The organism is Gordonia sp. ALPHA1B1 (assembly GCF_005502615.1).
Classification (GTDB): domain Bacteria; phylum Actinomycetota; class Actinomycetes; order Mycobacteriales; family Mycobacteriaceae; genus Gordonia; species Gordonia hongkongensis.
On record NZ_SCOC01000013.1, the window covers coordinates 63,191 to 82,186 of the forward strand.

Here is an 18,996-nt window from a genome sequence, read left to right on the forward strand (position 1 = left end):
ACTCTCCTGCCCTCTCGGCGAGGGCTGCAGTTCGTTCTCTGCTAGGGAGAGTTGACGAGGTCGCCCGCTCCCAGCTCCAGCAGTTCGGCGGCGAGGTCCTTGCCCAGCTGAACGGCACGATCGACCGGACCCACCACCGAAGCGCGGATCACGTCCGACCCGTCCTCGGCCGCCACCGCCGCACGCAACGACAGTTCGGCGAAGATGCGCCCGTCCTCGTCGATCGACTCGACCACCTCGGCGATCGCACCGACCGGTGCGGTACATCCGGCTTCGAGAGCCGCGAGTACCGCCCGTTCGGCCTCGATGGCCGCGCGGGTGGACTGGTCGTCCAACTCGGCGAGAATTCTCACCAGTTCGGCATCGTCTGAGCGGCACTCCACAGCGAGTGCACCCTGCGCCGGCGCCGGCAGCATGACCACCGGTTCGAGCGCCTCGGAGACCACGTCGGTCCGTCCGATCCGCACGAGTCCGGCGCGGGCGACCACGACTGCGTCGAGTTCGCCGCTGGCGACTTTGCCCAACCGAGAGTCTAGGTTGCCTCGTAGGGGGCGGATTTCCAAACCGAGACCCAGTGCTCTAAGCTGCGCGGCCCGCCGGGGGGCCGAGGTACCGATCACCGAGCCGGGCGGCAGTTCGCCGAGCACCATTCCGTCGCGTGCGACCAGCGCATCCCGGGGATCGACCCGCGGCGGGACGGCCGCGATCGTGAGGTCACTTTCGGGGGCGGTCGGGAGGTCCTTGTACGAGTGCACCGCGACGTCGACCTCGTTGTTCCGCAGCGCGACGCGGATCGCCGTGGTGAACACCCCGACGCCGATCTCGGCGACGGGGGCCGCCGAGGCGTCACCGGCGGTCTTGATGATGACCAGTTCGGCGGGATGTCCGGCGGCGGTCAGGGCGTCGGCGATGGTCTGCGACTGGGTCCGGGCCAGCAGCGAGCCCCGCGTACCGATCCGGATCGGCGCGGTGGAGGGTTCGCTCATCGGTCACCCAGATCGCCGGCCGCGTCGCCCGAAGGCAGGCCACCGAGATGGTCGGGAGCCGAAACCGCCTCGGCAGCACCGGGTTTGAGTTCGAACAGCTCGCGCAGCGCCTCGGCGTAGTGATCCCCGTTGGGGGTCGAGGCGAGCTGCTTGACGCGCACGGTCGGTGCGTGCAGCAGCTTGTCGACGACGCGGCGGACGGTCTTGGCGACCTCGTCGCGCTGCGCGCCCTCGAGGTCGGGCAGGCGGGTCTCGAGGCGCAGGATCTCGGCCTCGACGACGTCGGCCGCGCGCTGGCGCAGGGCCGCGACGGTCGGGGTGACCTCCGCCTGACGCTGGTGCGTGAGGTAGTCGGCGAGCTCGGCGGCGACGATCGATCTGGCGGCGAGGGTGTCGTTCTCGGCGGCCTGGGTCTCGGAGTCGCCGCGCAGTCCCTCGATGTCGACGATGTGCACGCCGGGCAGGCGGGCCGCGGCGGGGTCGACGTTACGCGGGAGCCCGAGGTCGCAGATGACGAGCGGAGCTGCGTCCCCGGTACGGGCCGCGAGTGCCGAGTGCACCGACCCGACGCCGACGACCGCGCCGATCGCGCCCGTGCACGTGACGACGACGTCGGCGGTGGCCATCGCGGCCGGCAGGTCGTCGAGCCCGACGCCGCGGACGCTGATGCCGTGGTTGGCGGCGATGTTGCCCGCGAGGTGGTCGGCCTTGTCGACGGTCCGGTTGACGACGACCATCTCGGTCACGCCCTCACGGGCCAGCTGAGCGGTCGCCAGACCGCCCATGGCGCCGGCACCGACGACCACCGCGCGGCGCAGGCGGTGCGCGCCCGTCGCGGGATCGGTGAGCAGCGACTTGGCACGGTGCAGCGCGACGGAGACCACGGAGGCACCCGCGCGGTCGATCCCGGTCTCGGTGTGCACGCGCTTGCCGACCCGCAGCGCCTGCTGCGCCAGCTCGTGCAGCACTCGTCCGGCGGAGTCGTTGGCGTCGGCGCTGAGGTAGGCGTTGCGGATCTGACCGAGGATCTGCTGCTCGCCGACGACGAGCGAGTCGAGGCCCGCCGCGACGGTGAACAGATGCTCGACGGCGGCCTCGGAGTAACGAACGTAGGCGTGGCGGGTCATCTCGTTGACGGTCATGCCGGAGTGGTCGCCGAGGACCGAGCCGACGGCCTCGAGTGCCGGGTGGAAGGCGTCGACGACGGCATAGATCTCCACGCGGTTGCACGTGGACACGAGCATGGCTTCGGAGATCGCCCGCGAGGAGAGCAGTTCGTCGATCAGTTTGGGGCGGTCGTGGTCGGAGACCGCCAACCGCTCGAGCACCTCGACGGGAGCACTGCGGTGCGATACCCCGAACAACAGAACACTCACGCTGTCACCGTTTCTTCACCCATCACATTTCCCTGGTGTCCGGCACTTCCCCGGTGCCCCCGCGTCGGCTTCGCCTCGCGCGCCTCCTTGACGTCGTCGCGCGGCCCGCGAGAGGCCTGGAAAGCCAACACCTGTAGTTCCAAGGCTAGATCAACTTGTCTGACGACAACATCCGACTCCGCCGGAAGCGACACGGGCGTGACGTTGAGCACCTGCCGGACACCCGCGGCCACGAATGCATCGAAGACGCGTCGGGCGTCGTCGTCGGCGGTGGCGATCACCGCGATCTCGACGGCCGGGACCACCTGTGCGCAGACGGCGGCGATGTCGGTCAGCGGGGCGACCCGCGGGCCGCCCGGCTCGAGAACCGCGCCGGTCAGGGCCGGATCGGCGTCGAACATCGCGGCGACCCGGAAGCCGCGTCCGAAGCCGGCGTGCGACAGCAGCGCACGGCCGAGCGAGCCGGCGCCCGCGAGCGCGACGGTGTGGATGCTGTCGGTGTGCAGCGTCATCGAGATCCGGGCGGTCAGCCTGCCGACGTCGTATCCGACGCCGCGCACGCCGTTGGCGCCGACGTAGGAGAGGTCCTTGCGCAGGATGGCCGGGTTGACCCCGGCTGCCGTCGCGAGCTCGCCGCTCGACGCCAGCAGGATGCCCCGACGACTGAACGAGCGCAGTACGTGCAGGTAGGTGGCCAACCGGGCGACCGTGGGACCGGGGATGTCGGTGGCGGGGTCGTCGACCGGAGGGACGGCGGACGCAGGAGGGTCGGCGTCGGCCGACTTCGCACTCTCCGCGCCCACTCGCACTCCCACACATCTGCCGGCGTCACCAGACACCGGGACCCGACTCTTCCCGACCAAGGGAGGATATAGCTTCCCTGTGAATCTGTTCACACGGCCCCTCGGGATCGGCCGTGCTGTGTTAGGCGTCTCGTCGAACGTGGGCGCCGATCACCGCCGCGCCGCGAGATCCGCCCGCAGACGCGGTTCGTCGACCTCCCAGTAGCTGTGCTCGTCACCGTCGAGGAGGACCACCGGGAGCCGGTCGCCGAACTCGGCGCGCACGTCCGGCCGACCCCCTTCGGCCGCCTCGTCGACGTCGACCTCGGTGAACCCCACGCCCATGTCGGCGCAGATACGGGTCAGTTCGGAGCGGGCCGCCGCGCACGCCGCGCACCCCGCACGGGTCAACAGTTCCACCGTCATGCCGACCATCCTCCCAGCGCAGCGCCCGCGGGATCAGCCGGGTGACCCTCCCCCGCCGACGGTGTGCGGTCCGTCACCGGGCGGGGGATCGAACGCCGGAGACCAGTCGCCCGGTTCCCAGGCGCACCACTAGGCTGTACCCGGCAAGCAGTGCTGGCGCTACGCGTGGGAGGTGGGCAGTGGGCGAGACCCCGGGCCCGGAAGACCGGCAGGACGACGAGACGCCCGACGACGCCGCACTTCTCCCGCCGAATCCGATGCAGGGCGACGGCCCGACGGGCGACGACTGGGAGGCCCACGCCGCGAGCGTGGAGTTCACCGACGACTTCGACGAGGACGCCGAACTCCACGAACTCGTCGACGACGAGTCCAACCGGGTCACCACCTGGATCTCCCAGCGGGCGACCGCCGCGACCGGCCGCTTCCGGCAGACGGCTCACGAACTCCGCCAGACCCTGGCCGGTGAGGCGAGCGCGAAGGCCGCCGTCGACTCGCTGCGTTCGCGCCCGACGGCCGAGATCCCGGGCGAACCGCGGCGCGATCTCACCGCGGCCGCCTTCTTCGACGTCGACAACACCCTGGTCCAGGGCGCGTCGATCGTGCACTTCGCTCGCGGTCTCGCCGCGCGGAAGTACTTCACCTACGGCGACATCATGGATTTCGCGTGGACGCAGGCGAAGTTCCGGATCACCGGCAAGGAGAATGCGCGCGACGTCGCGGAGGGCCGGGAGAAGGCGTTGTCGTTCATCGCGGGCAAGCCGACCTCCGAACTCGTCGAGCTCGGCGAGGAGATCTTCGACGACTACATCGCGGACAAGATCTGGCCGGGTACGCGGGCGTTGGCACAGCGTCACCTCGATGCCGGACAGCAGGTCTGGCTGGTGACCGCGACACCCGTCGAACTCGCGCAGACCATCGCCGACCGGCTGGGCCTCACCGGTGCGCTGGGCACCGTCGCCGAGAGCGTCGACGGGGTCTTCACCGGGCGGCTCGTCGGCGACATCCTGCACGGCCCCGGTAAGGCCCATGCGGTGCGCGCGCTCGCGATCCGCGAGGGGCTCAACCTCAAACGCTGTACGGCGTACTCGGATTCGCACAACGACGTACCGATGCTGTCGCTTGTCGGTCGCGCGGTCGCCATCAACCCCGACACCGACCTGCGGGACGTCGCGAAGGTCCGCGGGTGGGAGATGTACGACTTCCGGACCGCCCGGAAGGCCGCCAAGTACGGGGCCGGGACCGCGATCGTGCTCGGGGCCGCGGGGGGCGGGGCCGCAGCCGCCGCCCGGTTCCTGCGGCAGCGCTGATCGTTCGACGCCGACGGCCCTGGCTCCCCGGATCAGAAGGGTTCTCACCCGGTGTCGTCCCGCCTCGGGCGGGGTCGGCATGGCCGTACTCGGTGACGTGGTCCAGATCGCTCGCGAATGTTGAACGGGTGCAGCCTGGTTCGAGTGGTATCCGTCCCGTACATAACGAATAGGCGCACGACGCGGTGGGCCGGTTCCCGTTGCCGGGGTGGTTGCGGGATGGACCACCGCTACCGATGAGTCATACCGCAGACGACATCGTCGTAGACGAAAGAGACTCTGGGAGTTGCGGTATGGCGCCGGCCGGGTTCGCGATGGCTGAGATCGTCGGGTCACCAGGTGGTTTCGACACGGCGCCTCGCTCCGCTCGGGGCCGGCTCAACCAGCGGAGGGGCCGCACAGTCGACGGGATCCGGCGCACGATCGACGAACCCTCCCCCTACAGCGAGTCCACCTCACTCATCGGGTCGATGAGGACCTTGGCGTGGTGTTCGGCGCCGCCGAGGGCATCGAATGCCGCTCCCACGCCGTCGAGACCGACCGTCGCGGTGATCAGCGGTGCGACGTCGACCTTGCCGTCGGCCATCATGTGCAGCGTGTCGTGGAACTCGGCGGGGTCGTAGGCGAACACGAACCGCAACTCGTGTTCCTTGTTGAGTGCCATCGCCGGGCGGAAGGTGTCGGGTTCCATGCACACCCCGACCACGACGATCCGCGACCGGAACGGCGCCTCGGACACGACGTGCTCGATCATCCCGGGCGTCCCCACACATTCGAAGACGACAGGGCCCTTCGGCGTGGCACCCAGCCGGTCGGCCATGCGGAAGACCGAGGACCATGGCGCCAGCGGAATCCGCCGCAGGGTCCGCATGGCATCGAACGCCGCGCCCAGCAGATCCTGGGCGCGAGTGATGTACTTGCCGACCTCGGCACATCGCTCGAACGGCGACGACACCGTCGGGTCGACGACGATGTCGGCCCCCACGCGATGAGCCAGCACCCGGCGGCCGGGTGACGGGTCGCTCGCGATGACCGTGCGAACTCCGTCGGCCTTCAGCATCGTGATGACGGCCAGCCCGATCGGGCCGCAACCCACGACGACCGCGACATCCCGGCGTCCCACCTCCCCGCGTCGGACCGCGTGATGGGCGACGGCCATCGGCTCGGTCAGCGCAGCATGCTCGGCGGGCAGGTTCTCCGGGATCTCGAAGGTCATGTCCTCCGACACCAGGACGAACTGGGCGTACCCGCCCGGCGCGGACTCCGACAGTCCGGTCAGGTGGGCGTCGGCGCCGTGCCGGATCATCGGGACCGACACCACCGGGGTCCCGGGAGACCAGCGTTTACGGCAACCGGGCCCGTAGGAGACCACCTCGCCGGCGAACTCGTGTCCCATGACCACCGACTGCCCGGATCGCATGAATGCGTCGTAGCCGACCTCGGCGGACACCTGCGCCGTGGCATCGGCATGGACCCGGGCGTGCAGGTCCGAACCACAGATGCCCGCGCGGAGAACGCGGAGCAGTACCTGACCCTTGCCGGGCTCCGGGGTGGGGATCTCCTCGACCGTCAGCTCGCCCTGCCGGCACACGACTGCACGCATGCTCCATGAGTATCAGCTGACGGACCGGAACGGGCGTCGAACGCGCGCCACGCCCCCGCGCGACACCGAGCTCAGCCGAAGTAGACGCTTCCGCGCCGGCTCAGCATCCGGAAGAGGGTCTGCTGGATCTCTTCGCGCACGTGGTCGGTGAGATCGAAGACCACCATCGGGTCGTCGGCGGACGCCTCGTCGTAGGAGCCGGTCTCGATGGGCCGGCCGAAGTGGATGTGCCACTTCGACGGCAACGGCACCATGCCCAGCGGCCCGAGCCACGGGAACAGCGGGGTCACCGGGAAGTACGGCAGGCCGAGGATCTTGGCGAGCGGCTTGAGGTCGGCGAGCATCGGGTAGATCTCCTCGGAGCCGACGATCGACACCGGGATGATCGGCGCGGCGTTGCGCAGCGCGGTCGTCACGAACCCGCCGCGGCCGAACCGCTGGAGCTTGTAGCGGTCCTTGTACAGCTTGCCGATGCCCTTGTACCCCTCGGGCCAGACCGCGGTCAGCTCACCCGCGCGCAGCAGACGGTCGGCGTCGGAGTTGCACGCCAGCGTCGCACCGATCCGCCGCGCGACCTCACTGACGCCCGGCGTGTCGAAGGCCATGTCGGCGGCCAGGACCCGCAGGTACCGGCCCTCCGGGTGGTTGTCGCGCACGGCCAGCGAGGTGATCACGGCGTCGACCGGGATCGTGCCCGCGTGGTTGGCGACCAGGAGCGCCCCACCCTCGCGCGGCAGGTTCTCCACACCGGTGACCTCGACGCGGAACCACTTCTCGTAGACCTGCCGGATCGCCGGGAACCACACCGATTCGGTGAAGTGGGGATCGAATCCGAACTCGTCGACCTCGTACTCCCCCGCCATCCGTTCCCGGATGAACCCGGCGGTCGAGGTGAGGGTGTCGGCGACCGCGCCGCGCAGACCGCCCAGGCTGAACAGCGGACTCGATTTCGACGGACCGCGATGTTCGACGCCCAGCGCCTCGTCGGGAAGGGTGATCTCGTCGCTGATCGGGGTCACCTGCGCGGGCGCGCGGCCGAACCCATCGGTGTTGGGGTGTCCGAGCGTCGACGATCCCCGTTGCGCCGCTGCGCTTTTCGATCGTTCACGACCGACCTGCTGACTCGGATGGCGTCGGCGACCCGATTCCCGGACACCCCGGGCATCGGGACCCGTCGGCGATGTGTAGAGCTGAATGACTTTCGCGGTACGTGCATCTGTCGCTCCGCCACCTGCCAAAGTGCTCACCCCTAGCTGAGTCCTGGGTTCGAAATCCGGGCCGGGTCTGGGCTCGGGTTGCTGCCGGCACTCGGACCGCCGGGGCGAACGAGTCGCGGCGTAGGAGCGCTGGGCGCGATGTGGGTCTGGCGTCCAAGTCTAGAGGTTGCACCCACGTTGCGCATGCTCACGGCGACTTCGCCGCCATCATGACCCTGAATTTCACTGCAACTGGTGGGCGGCCGACACGACCCGTCGCTCGAACGATCTCCACGAATCGGACCCGATCACCGGCGTCACCCCGCTGCGTTCGATGAAGTCGTCCAACGTCTCCAGCGTCGTGTACCGCGGGACGAAGCCGAGTTCGGTCCGCATGCGGGTCGTGTCGAGCACCCGGCCGTAGGTGAGGAACTCCGTCTGCGACGACCGCAGCTTCGCCGACCGCAGGTCCTGGAACACCCCCGCGATCGGCGCCAGCAGACTGCTCGGAACAGGCAGTTCGATGTGCCCGACGCGTCGGATCGCCTGCGTGAGCGTCACCACGCCCTCGCCCGAGATGTTGTAGGTGCCGACCTTCCCGGCGAGGGTGACGTGCTCCATCGCCGCAAGCGCATCCTCCTCGTGCAGGAACTGCAGGCGCGGCTGGAATCCGATCACCGTCGGCACGACCGGCAGGGAGAGGTACGAACTCATCCGGGTGGTGATGCGCGGACCCAACATGGCCTGCGGGCGGACGATGGTGATGTCGATGTCCTGACGCCGCCGACCGAGGCCGCGGACGTAACCCTCGACGTCGAGTAGATCTCGACCGTATCCCCGCTTCGGCTCCCGGGGAGCGCGCGTCTCCTCGGCGAAGTGCGACGGGTCGCGGCTGCCCGCGCCGTACACCATGGCGGTGGAACGCAGCACGAGACGCTTCACCGATGGTGTGCGCTGGCAGGCCGCGCACACCTGCATCGCCCCGACGAGGTTGAACTCCTTGATCGCAGGGGAGTGCGGGGCGGTGTCGGCGATCGACGTCGCGGCGTGGACGACCGTGTCCACGTCATAGGCGGCGAGCGCCTTCGCGATCGTGGGACGCCGGATGTCCACCCGGAGGAACTCCGCTCGCCCCATCCGGCGGAGGAGATCCTTGCGCGGCACCCGCGAGTCCACGGCGAGCACCTTCTCGATGTCCGGATTGGCCGCGAGACGGGCCACCAGGTAGCCGCCGAGGAAGGTCGACGCCCCGGTGACCAGGACCACCCTGGGGGGTGCGGAGGTGGATTCGGCCATGCCCCGAGGCTATCGCCAGTCGGGCGTTCCGGCGCACCGAGGAGGCCCGGGACGACAAAAGGACCCGCCGTAGCGGGTCCTGATGCCGAAGAAAAGCCTATTTACCGAGTTTGCGACGCTGCACCCGGGTCCGACGCAGCAACTTGCGGTGCTTCTTCTTCGACATGCGCTTGCGGCGCTTCTTGATCACTGAACCCATCGGGGCGCTTCCTCACGATTGACACTGATGTACTTGTTCGGCCCTGGTCTGCACTTCAGCCGGGTACGGCGCCGGGAGCGAAGCGACGAGCGGCGGTGTGTCACGTAGGGCTCACCGGCGCATCCAGGTACGCGACCACCGAGCCTACCGGGCGGCACGCCGGATCGGGAAATCGCGATGGCCAACGAGCGGCGGCCGGGGACGCCCACACGCAAAAGGCCCCGTGACCGGCGTGGGCCGGTCACGGAGACCTTTCGAAGAAACTGCTGTTCAGGCGTGGTGCGAAAGCCGGATCAGCCGGCGTCGAAGTACGACGTCTCCAGGTAGTCGTGGACCGCTTTCGCGTGCACACGGAACGAGCGTCCGACCCGAACCGCGGGCAGTTCGCCGTTGTGGACGAGACGGTAGACGGTCATCTTCGAAACGCGCATCAACGATGCAACCTCGGCGACGGTGAGAAACTGCGACGCCGAAGCCGCGTTGCTCACTGCGCCTGTCCTGTCACCAGGAGTGTCTGCAGGTGCCATGAATCACTCATACCTCCGGTGCACGCGTCGCGGCCGCAGGCTTCCCCTCCTGCGGACATCAGACACGCACGTGCTTAAAGAAGCTTAGCGTGGCAGATGTGAAAAAAGCGACGTGAGAGACCGGTATTTCTGAGATTCCTGTGACTCGACCCCAACATGCTGGGGTTTGTCGGCCGTTCGACCACAATTCATGGGGTGTCGGTGACGGCGTGTCCCTGCGCCAAACCCTCGACTTCCACTCGACGTCCGCCGCGGGCGCTGGCGGCCGCGCAGGCACGAGTCGCCTGGTACACCGCGTGCCGCAGACCGTTGGCCTCGAACTCCCGGATCGCCTCGGCGGTGGTTCCGCCGGGCGAGGTGACGGCCGCACGCAGGTCGACCGCGGACAGCCCCGAGTCGCTCAGCAGGATGCCCGCGCCGCGAATGGTCTGCACCGCCATCTCCGAGGCCTGGGCACGGGTGAGCCCCAAGCCGACGCCGGCGTCGATCATCGCCTCGGCGAGCAGGAAAACGTAGGCCGGACCGGAACCGGACACCGCGGTGACCGCGTCCATCTGCTTCTCCGGCACAACCGTCACCCGGCCGACCGTCTGCAGAATCTTGACCACCGCCTGCAGCTGTTCGTCGCCGACGTACCGGCCGGCCGAGACCGCCGACATCGCCTCGTTGACGAGCATCGGGGTGTTGGGCATGACCCGGATGACGGGCGACCCGGCCTGCAGCGCGCTCTCGTAGCGCGACAGGGGCAGGCCGGCCACCAGGGTCACGGTCACTCGCTCGGATTCCGCGTTGTCCTCCGCCGAGGCGAGGATGCGCAGGATCGAGTCGACGTCGTCGGGCTTGATCGCCAGGAACACATACTGCGCCGACTCGGCCGCGCTCTTGACGTCGGTGACCAGCACGCCGTACTCCTCGGCGATCTCGGCGGCGCGGCTCTCCACCCGCTCGGCGACGACGAGGTCCTTGGTGGGGGTGCCTGCACCGATCAGACCGGCGAGCAGTGCCTCACCGATCTTGCCTCCGCCGATGATGGCGATGCGTTCGGACACGGATGTCTACCTTCCTGCGGGGATGAGGGCGAGCTGACGGGACTGTGCGACGACGGTCCCGGTCGAGTCCACCACGAGGTGGTCCTCCTCGAACATTCCGGGGCCGACCTCGGAACTCGTCGCGGCGAAACGCAGCCAGCCGGGCGCGGGATGGCGCCGGACGTAGGTGGTCAGCTGCACCGTGGGCGCCCATCCGAACAGCGCCAGGTTCATGACGACCGGGGGCGAGATGTCACCGACCAGGACCGTGAAGTACTCGTCGGGTTCGACGCCCTTCGGCCGGATCCACCCGCGGACGAGCGGCTCGCCGGTCTCGCCGCGGACGACGGGGAACGTCTCCGAGTCGAGGACCAGGTCGATGGCGGCGCCGAGGTGGTTGACCTCGGCGATGGGCGAACCGTCGAGCGGGATGCCGGTCGACGACGGTTCCACGGGCACGGAGTCGAGGACCGTGGGGCCGGAGTGGTGCGGCCGGCCGCTGTCGGGACGGGCCATCGTCACCGACGAGGACACCACGGTCCGACCGAGTTGCACGGCGTCGACCGACAGGACCGTGACGGTGCGCCCGCGCTTGCGCACACTGATCACCAGGTCGACGTCCGCGGCATCGGGAGCGGTGAGGTAGTCGCTGGAGATCGCCACCGGGATCATCGCGGCCGCCGACTCGGCGAGCCGGTCGCCGTCCGGCGTGAGCGCGGTCAGCGCGGTCCGGGCCGCCTTCGCGACCACCATCTGCAGCGTGCCGCCGTGCACCTTGGGGCCGATCGTGAACGTCTCGTCGATGTGCGCCCGCAGGGTGATCGAGTCCGGACCGCCACGGTCGACCTCGGTCAGCTCCTGCACCTGGGTGATCTTGCTGGTCATCGTCCCGCCTTCGTCGAGGAGACCCGTCCCCCGACGAATCAGCTGCTCAACTGGCCGGTGGGCTCGGGGTGCAGCTCCCGTTTGAGATGCCGCCGCGCAAAATCTAGCGAACGGGCCAGCAGCGCGCTGCGCTCGGGTTTGGTGCGCGCGCTCCCCGTGGTGACCTCGAGCACAACCGCCCCGGCGAAGTCGCTCGCCGCGATGCGCCGGCACACCTCGGCGCAGGGCTGCGCCCCGTCACCGGGGATCAGGTGCTCGTCGGTGGCGGCACCGTTGCCGTCGGCGAGATGCAGGTGGTTGAGGCGCGAGCCCATCCGGTCGAGAAGAGCGAGGGCGTCGACGCCGGCGGTCGCGGTGTGCGAGAGATCGAGCGTGTAGTGCGCGTAGCCGTCATCGGTCGGATCGATCGACTTGCCGAACGCCGATGCCGCCAGACCGGGACCACCGCCGCGCTTGCTGAGTCGCCGGACCGAGGGCTCCCCTGCGCCGAACAGCCGGTCGGCGCGCATGGGGAACATGTTCTCCACGGCGACCGCGACCCCGCTGTCCGCCTCGAGTTCGTCGACGAGATCGTCGAAGGCGGCGACGTAGCCACGCTGCCACCGGAACGGCGGATGCACGACGACGGTCGACGCACCGAGATCCTCGGCCGCCTCCACCGCACGGGCCAGCTTCACGACCGGGTCGCGTCCCCACACCCGCTGGGTGATGAGCAGACACGGGGCGTGGATCGACAGCACCGGAACCTGGTAGTGGTCCGACAGGTACTCGACCCGCCGGATGTCCTGGCTCAGAGCGTCACCCCACACCATCAACTCGACGCCGTCGAAGCCCAGTTCGGCGGCGTAGGCGAAGGCCGCCTCGGTGTTCTGGGGATAGACCGACGCCGTCGACAGACCGATCGGGATCTCGGCGGACGGACGCAGGAGGTCGGGTCTCATCCGGTCCGCCCGCTTCGCTCCGCTCCCGACGGGTTCATCGGTTCACACCGGCTCACGCGGCCAACAACACCAGCGGCCCGATGGTGACCAGCAGACCCACGCCGAGCGCGAGCAGCGTCGTCGGCAGGTCTTTGGTGCGCCGGACCACATGCGACAGCGTCACGATGCCGAAGATCACCAGGACCGCGAGCACCAGCGCGAAGTACGGATTCCATCGCCACAGTTCGGTGAAACCCCAGAACAGGCCGACGCCGACCGCGAGGCCGACGATCGCCTGTCCGAACAACACCAGCCAGGCCTTCACCGGCGACTCCTCGGCGTCGTCGGTCGCCCGACCGTCCGGTGCCGGTGCCGGCGTCTCGACGGTGCCGGTCCGCTCGGCGGACTCCGCGTCCGCGGCCGAAGGCACGACGTCCTGTCCGGCGTGTTCCGCCGTGGCGGCTGCCGAGTCGGGATCGGCGTCGTCATCGGAGGTCTCGTCGATGTCCGTGGTGTCGTGCAGAGCATCGAACTCCGCCGGGCCCTCGGGCTCGGCGGGACCCTCCGGCTCGCGCTCCTTCACCAGGTCGACCCGGCCCTCGTCGTCCTCGGACGCGGACTCGATCGGTTCGATGGCCTCGGTCGGGTGGTCGTCGGTGGGGCGGTCGGCGGTCTGGAGACTCTCGGTCTCGTCCGAGCCGGTCCACCGACCGTCGGCCTCATGGGTCTCGGGGTGCGCCGCGGCGATCGCCGCCGTCGTGCCACCCGCAGTCGCGGCGGCGGCCGCGGTGGCTGCCCAGTCGTGCGTCGACTCGTTGCCGTCGGTGTGTGCGTCCGGGTGGTCGTCGGTGTGGCGATCGGGATCGTTCCGGTCCCGGTTCTTGCCGCCGAAGAGCTTGCGCGCGAACCCGACGACACCCGACGGACCGGTCTTCTTCGACGCCCCGATCTTGCGGGCCGGGCCCCCGGACCGGCCCTTGCCCCCCGGCCCGTCGTTCCCGCTCTCCACATCTGCGAAGTTGCGATAGGCGTCGAAGTCCATGACCTCGGAGAACCCGCCGTCGCCGCGCTCGCGGGGGCCGTCGGTGCCCGCATCGACCTCGGTCAGGTCGTAGGTGACCACGTCGTCGGAGTCGACGACCGACAGATCCGACCCGTTCTCACCCACCACCGGGATGATGCCGGTGACGGCGTTCGCCGACTCCTGGTCGACGGGAGCGGAATCTCGCGGCGGCGTCTGCCCGAGGCGACGTGCCACCGCCTCGGAGCTGAAGTCACGCGTCGACATCGGCGGGACGGCTTCCTGGCCGTAACCGGGCATCCCGCTGGCGGTGCGGTTACCCGGCCGTGCCTGGTGTTGCTGGTCGGCGCGCGGCCGGTCGACGACGGGCTGATCGTCGGCCGGGCGGCGCGGGACCGGGTTCGTCGAACGCGGGAACGGCGCGGCGGCCGCGGCCGGACGGTTCCGCGGGGTCGTGTCCCGCTCCGGGGCACCGTTCTCCGGAGCCGTCTTCTCTGGAGCAGTCTTCTCCGGAGCTGCCTTCTCCGGGGCCGCCGTCTCCGCAGGCGCGGTGCTCGCTGGTGGGGCAGCCGGCTCGGGCCGGGTTGCGGGTTCGGGCCGGGTTGCCGGCTCGGGCCGGGTTGCCGGCTCGGGCCGGGCCGCGGGCGCCGCGGAACCCTCTCCCGCGTCGGCGACCTTCGGGATCTCGCCGGTCAGCTCGGACACCGAGAACGATCCGTCCCGGCCGGCGCGTCGGCGGCCGCGGCCGTCACGGGTACGTGCCGGCGAGTCCCCCTGGGACCCCTGCGAGCGGGCGAGAAGTTCCGACACCGAGATGGGTCGGGATTCGGGCTCCGAATCCTTCGGCATGTAGTGGCTCTCCGTCCTCGTTCTCGAACGTTTGGGTCCGGGTCTACCAGGGTGTCAGCCGACGCCCTCGCGAACGCCCTGCACCGGTGTCGGCTCCAGCGCGTCGGCCTGCTCCGCGTCGAGTCGGCGCAGGATCACACCTTCCCGGAGTGCCCACGGACAGATTTCCAGTGTATCGACTTGCAACGCGCGCATCGCCGCCTCGGCGACCAGCGCCCCGGCGACCAGCTGGCCCGCCCGATCCGAGCTGACGCCCTCGAGTTCGGCGCGATCGGCCTTGGTCATGCGGGAGATGAAGGAGATGAGCTGACGAAGCCCGCTCGTCGTCAGTTCGCGGCGCACCCGCGGTCCGGCACTCGACGGCGCCGCGCCGGTCAGCCGGGCCAGGCTCCGGAAGGTCTTCGACGTGCCGACGCACAGATCCGGCGCACCGGGTGCGAGCAGTTGGGCCGCCGGTGCGCGGAGTTCGGCGTCGAGCCAGTCGCGCAGCACGCCGACCCGCCGCCGGTCCGGCGGATCGTCGGGCAGCCACTCGCGGGTGAGTCGTCCGGCCCCCAGCGGCAGTGACAGTGCGACGTCGGGTTCCTCGTCGACGCCGTTCGACATCTCCAGGGAGCCGCCGCCGATGTCGAGAGCGAGGATGCGGCCGGCGCTCCAGCCACGCCAGCGGCGCACCGCCAACGACGTCAACCGGGCCTCGTCGCGCCCCGACAGGACGAGCACGCGCACCCCGGTCCGCTGCTCGATCTCGTCGAGCAGGTCGTCGGAGTTCGTCGCATCGCGCACGGCCGACGTCGCGAACGCCATCATCTGCTCGCAACCGGACGTCCGGGCGATGTGGGTGAACTCGTCGATCGACTCGATGAGCTTGGCGACGGCGCGATCGCTCATCCGGCCGTCGGCGTCTATCTGTTCGGCCAGGCGCAGGACCGCCTTGGTCGAACTCATCGGGGTGGGGTGACCGCCACGATGGGCGTCGACCACCAGGAGGTGGACTGTGTTGCTGCCCACGTCGAGGACTCCTAAGCGCACGGGTCAACGGTAGTGCAGCCGCATGCACCGCCCGATCCCGGCTACCGTGTAAAGGTGACCGCCATTTCGCCGTCCGCGCCTCGCATCGATCCCGCGCCGGAGGTCGAACTCGACTTTCCGCGCGAATGGTACGAATTCGCCGATCCCGCCGACCCCGAGCACGTCATCCGGGCCGATCTCACCTGGCTGCTCTCGCACTGGACATGCGTGTTCGGCACACCCGCATGTCAGGGCATCCTCCCGGGCCGGGAGACCGACGGCTGCTGCAGTCACGGCGCATACCTGTCCGACAAGGACGATCGCAAAACCCTCGCCCGCGGCGTCGCGATGCTGACGCCCGAGGACTGGCAGTTCTACAAAAAGGGCTCCGGCAAGGACCCGGTCGGCCCGAAGGGGTACCTCGAGGAGAGCGACCTCGACGACGAGCCCGCCCTGAAGACGCGACTCCACAAGGGCGCGTGCATCTTTCTGAACCGACCCGGGTTCGCCGGCGGCGTCGGCTGCGCGTTGCACTCGATGGCCCTGCGCAAGGGACTCGAACCGCTCACGGTCAAACCCGACGTGTGCTGGCAGCTGCCCATCCGTCGTGAGCAGGACTGGATCGAACGCCCCGACGGCACCCAGGTGCTCCAGACGACGATCACCGAATTCGACCGGCGCGGCTGGGGCGAGGGCGGCCACGATCTGAAGTGGTACTGCTCGGGTTCCCCCGACGTCCACATCGGGGCCAAGCAGGTGTGGGAGTCGTACGCACCCGAGCTCACCGCGCTGCTCGGCGAGGCCGCCTATGCGGCGCTGGCAGCCGCCTGCCGACGCCGGAACGGGCTGGGGCTCATCGCGATCCACCCGGCGACGCAGGCCGCGACCCAGCGCCGCGAGACCGACGTCAAATACGAGCTGCAGCCCCCGGAGTAGTCCCCGGGCGCCGCGGCCCGGCCGGCTCACGCCTCGAGCTTGTACCCGAGGCCGCGGACGGTGATGAGGTGCTTCGGATTCGCCGGGTCGGGCTCGATCTTCGAGCGCAGGCGCTTGACGTGCACGTCGAGTGTCTTGGTGTCGCCGACGTAGTCGACGCCCCACACCCGGTCGATGAGCTGACCCCGGGTAAGGACGCGGCCGGAGTTGCGCAGCAGATACTCGAGGAGGTCGAACTCCTTGAGCGGCAGAGTGATCGACGTTCCGTTGACCGACACGGTGTGTCGCTCGACGTCCATCCGGACCGGCCCGGCCTCCAGGATCCCGATCTCCAGACCGTCGTCGGGCACCTCCCCGCCGCGCCGCAGCACCGCGCGGATGCGGGCGATCAGCTCACGCGCCGAATACGGCTTGGTCACATAGTCATCCGCGCCGAGTTCGAGGCCGACGACCTTGTCGATCTCACTGTCGCGCGCGGTCACCATGATCACCGGGACATTCGACCGGGTGCGCAAGGCCTTGCAGATCTCGGTTCCGGACATCCCGGGCAGCATGAGATCGAGGAGCACGATGTCGGGACTGACCCGATCGAAGGTCGGCAACGCCTGCGCGCCATCGGTGATGACGCTGGCCTCGAAGCCCTCTTTGCGCAGTAGGAAGGCCAGCGGATCCGCCAGCGATTCCTCGTCCTCGACGATCAGAACGTGGGTCAACTCTTGTTTCCTTCGGTGGGTCGGGCAGATGGGTCGTCACCCTCCGCGGAGGGAAGTGCGCGAGGCGGCGCATCGGGATCCGACAGTGCCTGCTGGGCTGCCGGCGGCCAGCCGGCGTCGGACAGGTCCTCCGGAATGCACAGCGTGAAGGTCGAGCCGGTGCCGGGCTTGCTCCACAAATTGATGGTCCCGCCGTGGTTGGCGGCCACGTGCTTGACGATGGCCAGCCCGAGCCCGGTTCCGCCGGTCATCCGGGACCGGGCCTTGTCGACCCGGAAGAACCGCTCGAAGACCCGCTGCTGATCCTCCGGCTCGATCCCGATCCCCCGGTCGGTCACCGCGATGGCGACCATCGGCCGCCCGTCGATCTTGATCACGCGGCGGCTGATCGAGACCACGGTGTCCGACGCCGAGTACGAGATGGCGTTCGAGATGAGGTTGTTCAGTGCGGTGAGCAGCAGCGGACGGTCGCCGCGGATGATGACGCCGATCGGACCGTCGGCGCGCAGTTCGATGGCCGCCGCCTCGGCGGCGAGCGTCGCCGCGGCCAGCGCGTCGTCGATGAGCGAGTCGACGTCGATGCAGGTGAACTCCGGTGTGACGCCGTCCTGGAGTCGGGACAACGCCAGCAGCTCGCTCACCATGTTGCCCATGCGCTTGGTCTCGCCGACGACGCGGCGACCGAAGTGCTGCACCGAATCGGTGTCGTCGGCCGACTCGAGCAACGCCTCGGCGAGCAGCCCGATCGCGCCGACGGGGGTCTTGAGCTCGTGCGAGACGTTGGCGACGAAGTCTCGCCGGGTGGCCTCCACGCGTTTGTGTTCGGTGTCGTCGAGTCCGTACGCGACGACATAGCGTTCCTCGCCCTGCGCGACGATCCGCGCGTGACAGCGCACGTGCTCGACACTGGGCCGGGGCGTCCGTCCGGTCGAGACGAAGCCGAGACTCGACATCGGCGGGCTGAACTCGAAGCGCCGTTCGACGCCGGTGTCGAGCACTTCCTTCACGGCCTCCCACACCGGGTCGGCCAGCAGCATCTCGCGTACGAGCCCGAGTTCGACGGCCCGCTGGTTGTACAGCACGACGTCGCGGAACTCGTCGACCACGGCGATGGCGGTCTCGGTGTTGCGCACGACCATGCTCAACAGACCGGCCTTGGTCATCCGGCCGTCGTCGGTGGTCGCCTGCACGTCGGAGTCACGGACCTCGGCCGAGGCCGGCACCTCACGGGGACCGAGGGTCGCCTCGGGAACGAATTCGGCGGCGGTGGATGCGGAACGACGCGGGATGCGATCGAGGAACGCGAACCCTCGAGACCGGTCCCGGTCCCGGGTGCGTCGACCGATCACGACACCGAGGCAGAGCGCGAGTACGAACGCGATCGTCGCGGCGAAGATTGCGGCGGTCACAGGGGCAGCTTACGGCTCGACCAACACCGAACGCACATCTGACGAAGGTGTTCGACAGTTGTTCACGCGGAGTTGGCCGGAGTCCCTGCCGACGCGGCGGCGCGCTTCCCCGGTACCGGGGCGGCCGTGTCCGGACCGGTCATTGCGGAACCGGAACCGCCATGTCCGCGAACTCGGGGTGACGTTCGATGAAGCGCTGCACGTAGGAGCAGACCGGCACGACCTGCTTGCCGCCGCGCCGGATGTCCTCGAGGACCGCCTGGACCAATTGGCCCGCGTACCCGTGACCACTGAACTGCTCGCGGATCACGGTGTGCGTGATGACCACCTGGTAGGGCTCGGAGACGTAGTCGAGATAACCGACGATCTCGTCGTCGCCCTGGGAATCGGCGACGAGGATCGCCTCGTACCGCTCCTGGGCAGGTGAGTGCTCGATTCGCAGGGTGCCCATGTCCGCCATGCCGTCTAATGTAGCGCGCGCCACACCGTCGACGCCATGGCGAAACGTGTCACGTCTGGATGTCCG

The 18,996-nt window shown here is 69.4% G+C and carries 19 protein-coding genes and 1 pseudogene; 2 read left to right on the plus strand and 18 right to left on the minus strand.

Translation table 11 applies throughout. The features are described 5' to 3' along the window. Positions 1 to 41: 41 nt before the first annotated feature. The 4 genes from hemC to FFS52_RS11110 all read right to left on the minus strand — a co-directional run bounded on the left by hemC (position 42) and on the right by FFS52_RS11110 (position 3,570). A complete protein-coding gene (gene hemC, locus FFS52_RS11095) occupies positions 42 to 986 on the minus strand; it encodes a hydroxymethylbilane synthase (RefSeq protein WP_055475196.1) in 945 nt (314 codons plus the stop codon). Then, positions 983 to 2,362, minus strand: coding sequence for a glutamyl-tRNA reductase (locus FFS52_RS11100; protein ID WP_055475197.1), 1,380 nt, complete (start codon positions 2,360 to 2,362; stop codon positions 983 to 985). Before FFS52_RS11100 ends, hemC begins: the two co-directional genes overlap by 4 nt. Then, positions 2,359 to 3,165 (minus strand): redox-sensing transcriptional repressor Rex, encoded by an 807-nt coding sequence (locus FFS52_RS11105; protein WP_137809729.1) that lies wholly within the window; start codon positions 3,163 to 3,165, stop codon positions 2,359 to 2,361. The genes FFS52_RS11100 and FFS52_RS11105 overlap by 4 nt, the downstream gene beginning before the upstream one ends. Before the next feature lie 150 nt (positions 3,166 to 3,315). Next, positions 3,316 to 3,570, minus strand: a complete 255-nt coding sequence (locus tag FFS52_RS11110; protein ID WP_137809730.1) for a glutaredoxin family protein — start codon at positions 3,568 to 3,570, stop codon at positions 3,316 to 3,318. 179 nt (positions 3,571 to 3,749) lie between these two features. Between FFS52_RS11110 and FFS52_RS11115 the strand changes: the two genes are divergently transcribed. Then, on the plus strand, positions 3,750 to 4,877 hold the full coding sequence (locus tag FFS52_RS11115) for an HAD-IB family hydrolase (protein ID WP_058252643.1): 1,128 nt from the start codon (positions 3,750 to 3,752) through the stop codon (positions 4,875 to 4,877). Positions 4,878 to 4,917: 40 nt separating this feature from the next. Here the strand turns inward: FFS52_RS11115 and FFS52_RS23890 are convergent. The 11 genes and pseudogenes from FFS52_RS23890 to FFS52_RS11170 all read right to left on the minus strand — a co-directional run. Further along, positions 4,918 to 5,019: pseudogene (locus FFS52_RS23890) on the minus strand (HNH endonuclease); the annotation flags it as partial. A gap of 297 nt (positions 5,020 to 5,316) precedes the next feature. Continuing rightward, a complete protein-coding gene (locus FFS52_RS11125) occupies positions 5,317 to 6,480 on the minus strand; it encodes a zinc-binding dehydrogenase (protein ID WP_137809731.1) in 1,164 nt (387 codons plus the stop codon). Positions 6,481 to 6,551: 71 nt separating this feature from the next. Then, a complete protein-coding gene (locus FFS52_RS11130; RefSeq protein ID WP_171011610.1) occupies positions 6,552 to 7,727 on the minus strand; it encodes a lysophospholipid acyltransferase family protein in 1,176 nt (391 codons plus the stop codon). 192 nt (positions 7,728 to 7,919) lie between these two features. Continuing rightward, the gene (locus FFS52_RS11135) at positions 7,920 to 8,972 is read right to left on the minus strand and encodes an NAD-dependent epimerase/dehydratase family protein (protein ID WP_058252640.1); all 1,053 of its coding nucleotides are present in this window, start codon (positions 8,970 to 8,972) and stop codon (positions 7,920 to 7,922) included. Positions 8,973 to 9,069: 97 nt separating this feature from the next. Continuing rightward, positions 9,070 to 9,171, minus strand: a complete 102-nt coding sequence (locus FFS52_RS11140) for an AURKAIP1/COX24 domain-containing protein (protein ID WP_003402602.1) — start codon at positions 9,169 to 9,171, stop codon at positions 9,070 to 9,072. Positions 9,172 to 9,464: 293 nt separating this feature from the next. Further along, a complete protein-coding gene (locus FFS52_RS11145) occupies positions 9,465 to 9,698 on the minus strand; it encodes a helix-turn-helix domain-containing protein (protein WP_004019963.1) in 234 nt (77 codons plus the stop codon). A 188-nt stretch (positions 9,699 to 9,886) separates the two neighbouring features. Further along, positions 9,887 to 10,747: a pyrroline-5-carboxylate reductase gene (gene proC / locus FFS52_RS11150; RefSeq protein ID WP_065629198.1), complete on the minus strand. Its 861-nt coding sequence runs from the start codon at positions 10,745 to 10,747 to the stop codon at positions 9,887 to 9,889. A 6-nt stretch (positions 10,748 to 10,753) separates the two neighbouring features. Next, positions 10,754 to 11,611, minus strand: coding sequence for a thioesterase family protein (locus tag FFS52_RS11155; protein ID WP_058252638.1), 858 nt, complete (start codon positions 11,609 to 11,611; stop codon positions 10,754 to 10,756). Positions 11,612 to 11,649: 38 nt separating this feature from the next. Continuing rightward, a complete protein-coding gene (locus tag FFS52_RS11160) occupies positions 11,650 to 12,552 on the minus strand; it encodes a sugar phosphate isomerase/epimerase (RefSeq protein WP_078113004.1) in 903 nt (300 codons plus the stop codon). A gap of 52 nt (positions 12,553 to 12,604) precedes the next feature. After that, positions 12,605 to 14,401: a hypothetical protein gene (locus tag FFS52_RS11165; protein ID WP_137809732.1), complete on the minus strand. Its 1,797-nt coding sequence runs from the start codon at positions 14,399 to 14,401 to the stop codon at positions 12,605 to 12,607. A gap of 54 nt (positions 14,402 to 14,455) precedes the next feature. Beyond that, positions 14,456 to 15,433: a Ppx/GppA phosphatase family protein gene (locus FFS52_RS11170; protein ID WP_171011611.1), complete on the minus strand. Its 978-nt coding sequence runs from the start codon at positions 15,431 to 15,433 to the stop codon at positions 14,456 to 14,458. Positions 15,434 to 15,487: 54 nt separating this feature from the next. Here FFS52_RS11170 and FFS52_RS11175 point away from each other — a divergent pair, with 54 nt between their 5' ends. Further along, complete coding sequence (locus FFS52_RS11175) at positions 15,488 to 16,348, plus strand: hypothetical protein (protein ID WP_068970362.1); 861 nt, start codon at positions 15,488 to 15,490, stop codon at positions 16,346 to 16,348. 26 nt (positions 16,349 to 16,374) lie between these two features. Here FFS52_RS11175 and FFS52_RS11180 read toward each other — a convergent pair whose 3' ends face one another. From FFS52_RS11180 to FFS52_RS11190, 3 genes are all read right to left on the minus strand, one after another. After that, on the minus strand, positions 16,375 to 17,061 hold the full coding sequence (locus FFS52_RS11180; RefSeq protein WP_058252633.1) for a response regulator transcription factor: 687 nt from the start codon (positions 17,059 to 17,061) through the stop codon (positions 16,375 to 16,377). Continuing rightward, entirely contained in the window at positions 17,058 to 18,470 is a 1,413-nt protein-coding gene (locus tag FFS52_RS11185; protein ID WP_058252632.1) for an ATP-binding protein, read from the minus strand. Before FFS52_RS11185 ends, FFS52_RS11180 begins: the two co-directional genes overlap by 4 nt. 139 nt (positions 18,471 to 18,609) lie before the next feature. Beyond that, the gene (locus FFS52_RS11190) at positions 18,610 to 18,930 is read right to left on the minus strand and encodes a GNAT family N-acetyltransferase (protein WP_058252631.1); all 321 of its coding nucleotides are present in this window, start codon (positions 18,928 to 18,930) and stop codon (positions 18,610 to 18,612) included. Positions 18,931 to 18,996: the final 66 nt, after the last annotated feature.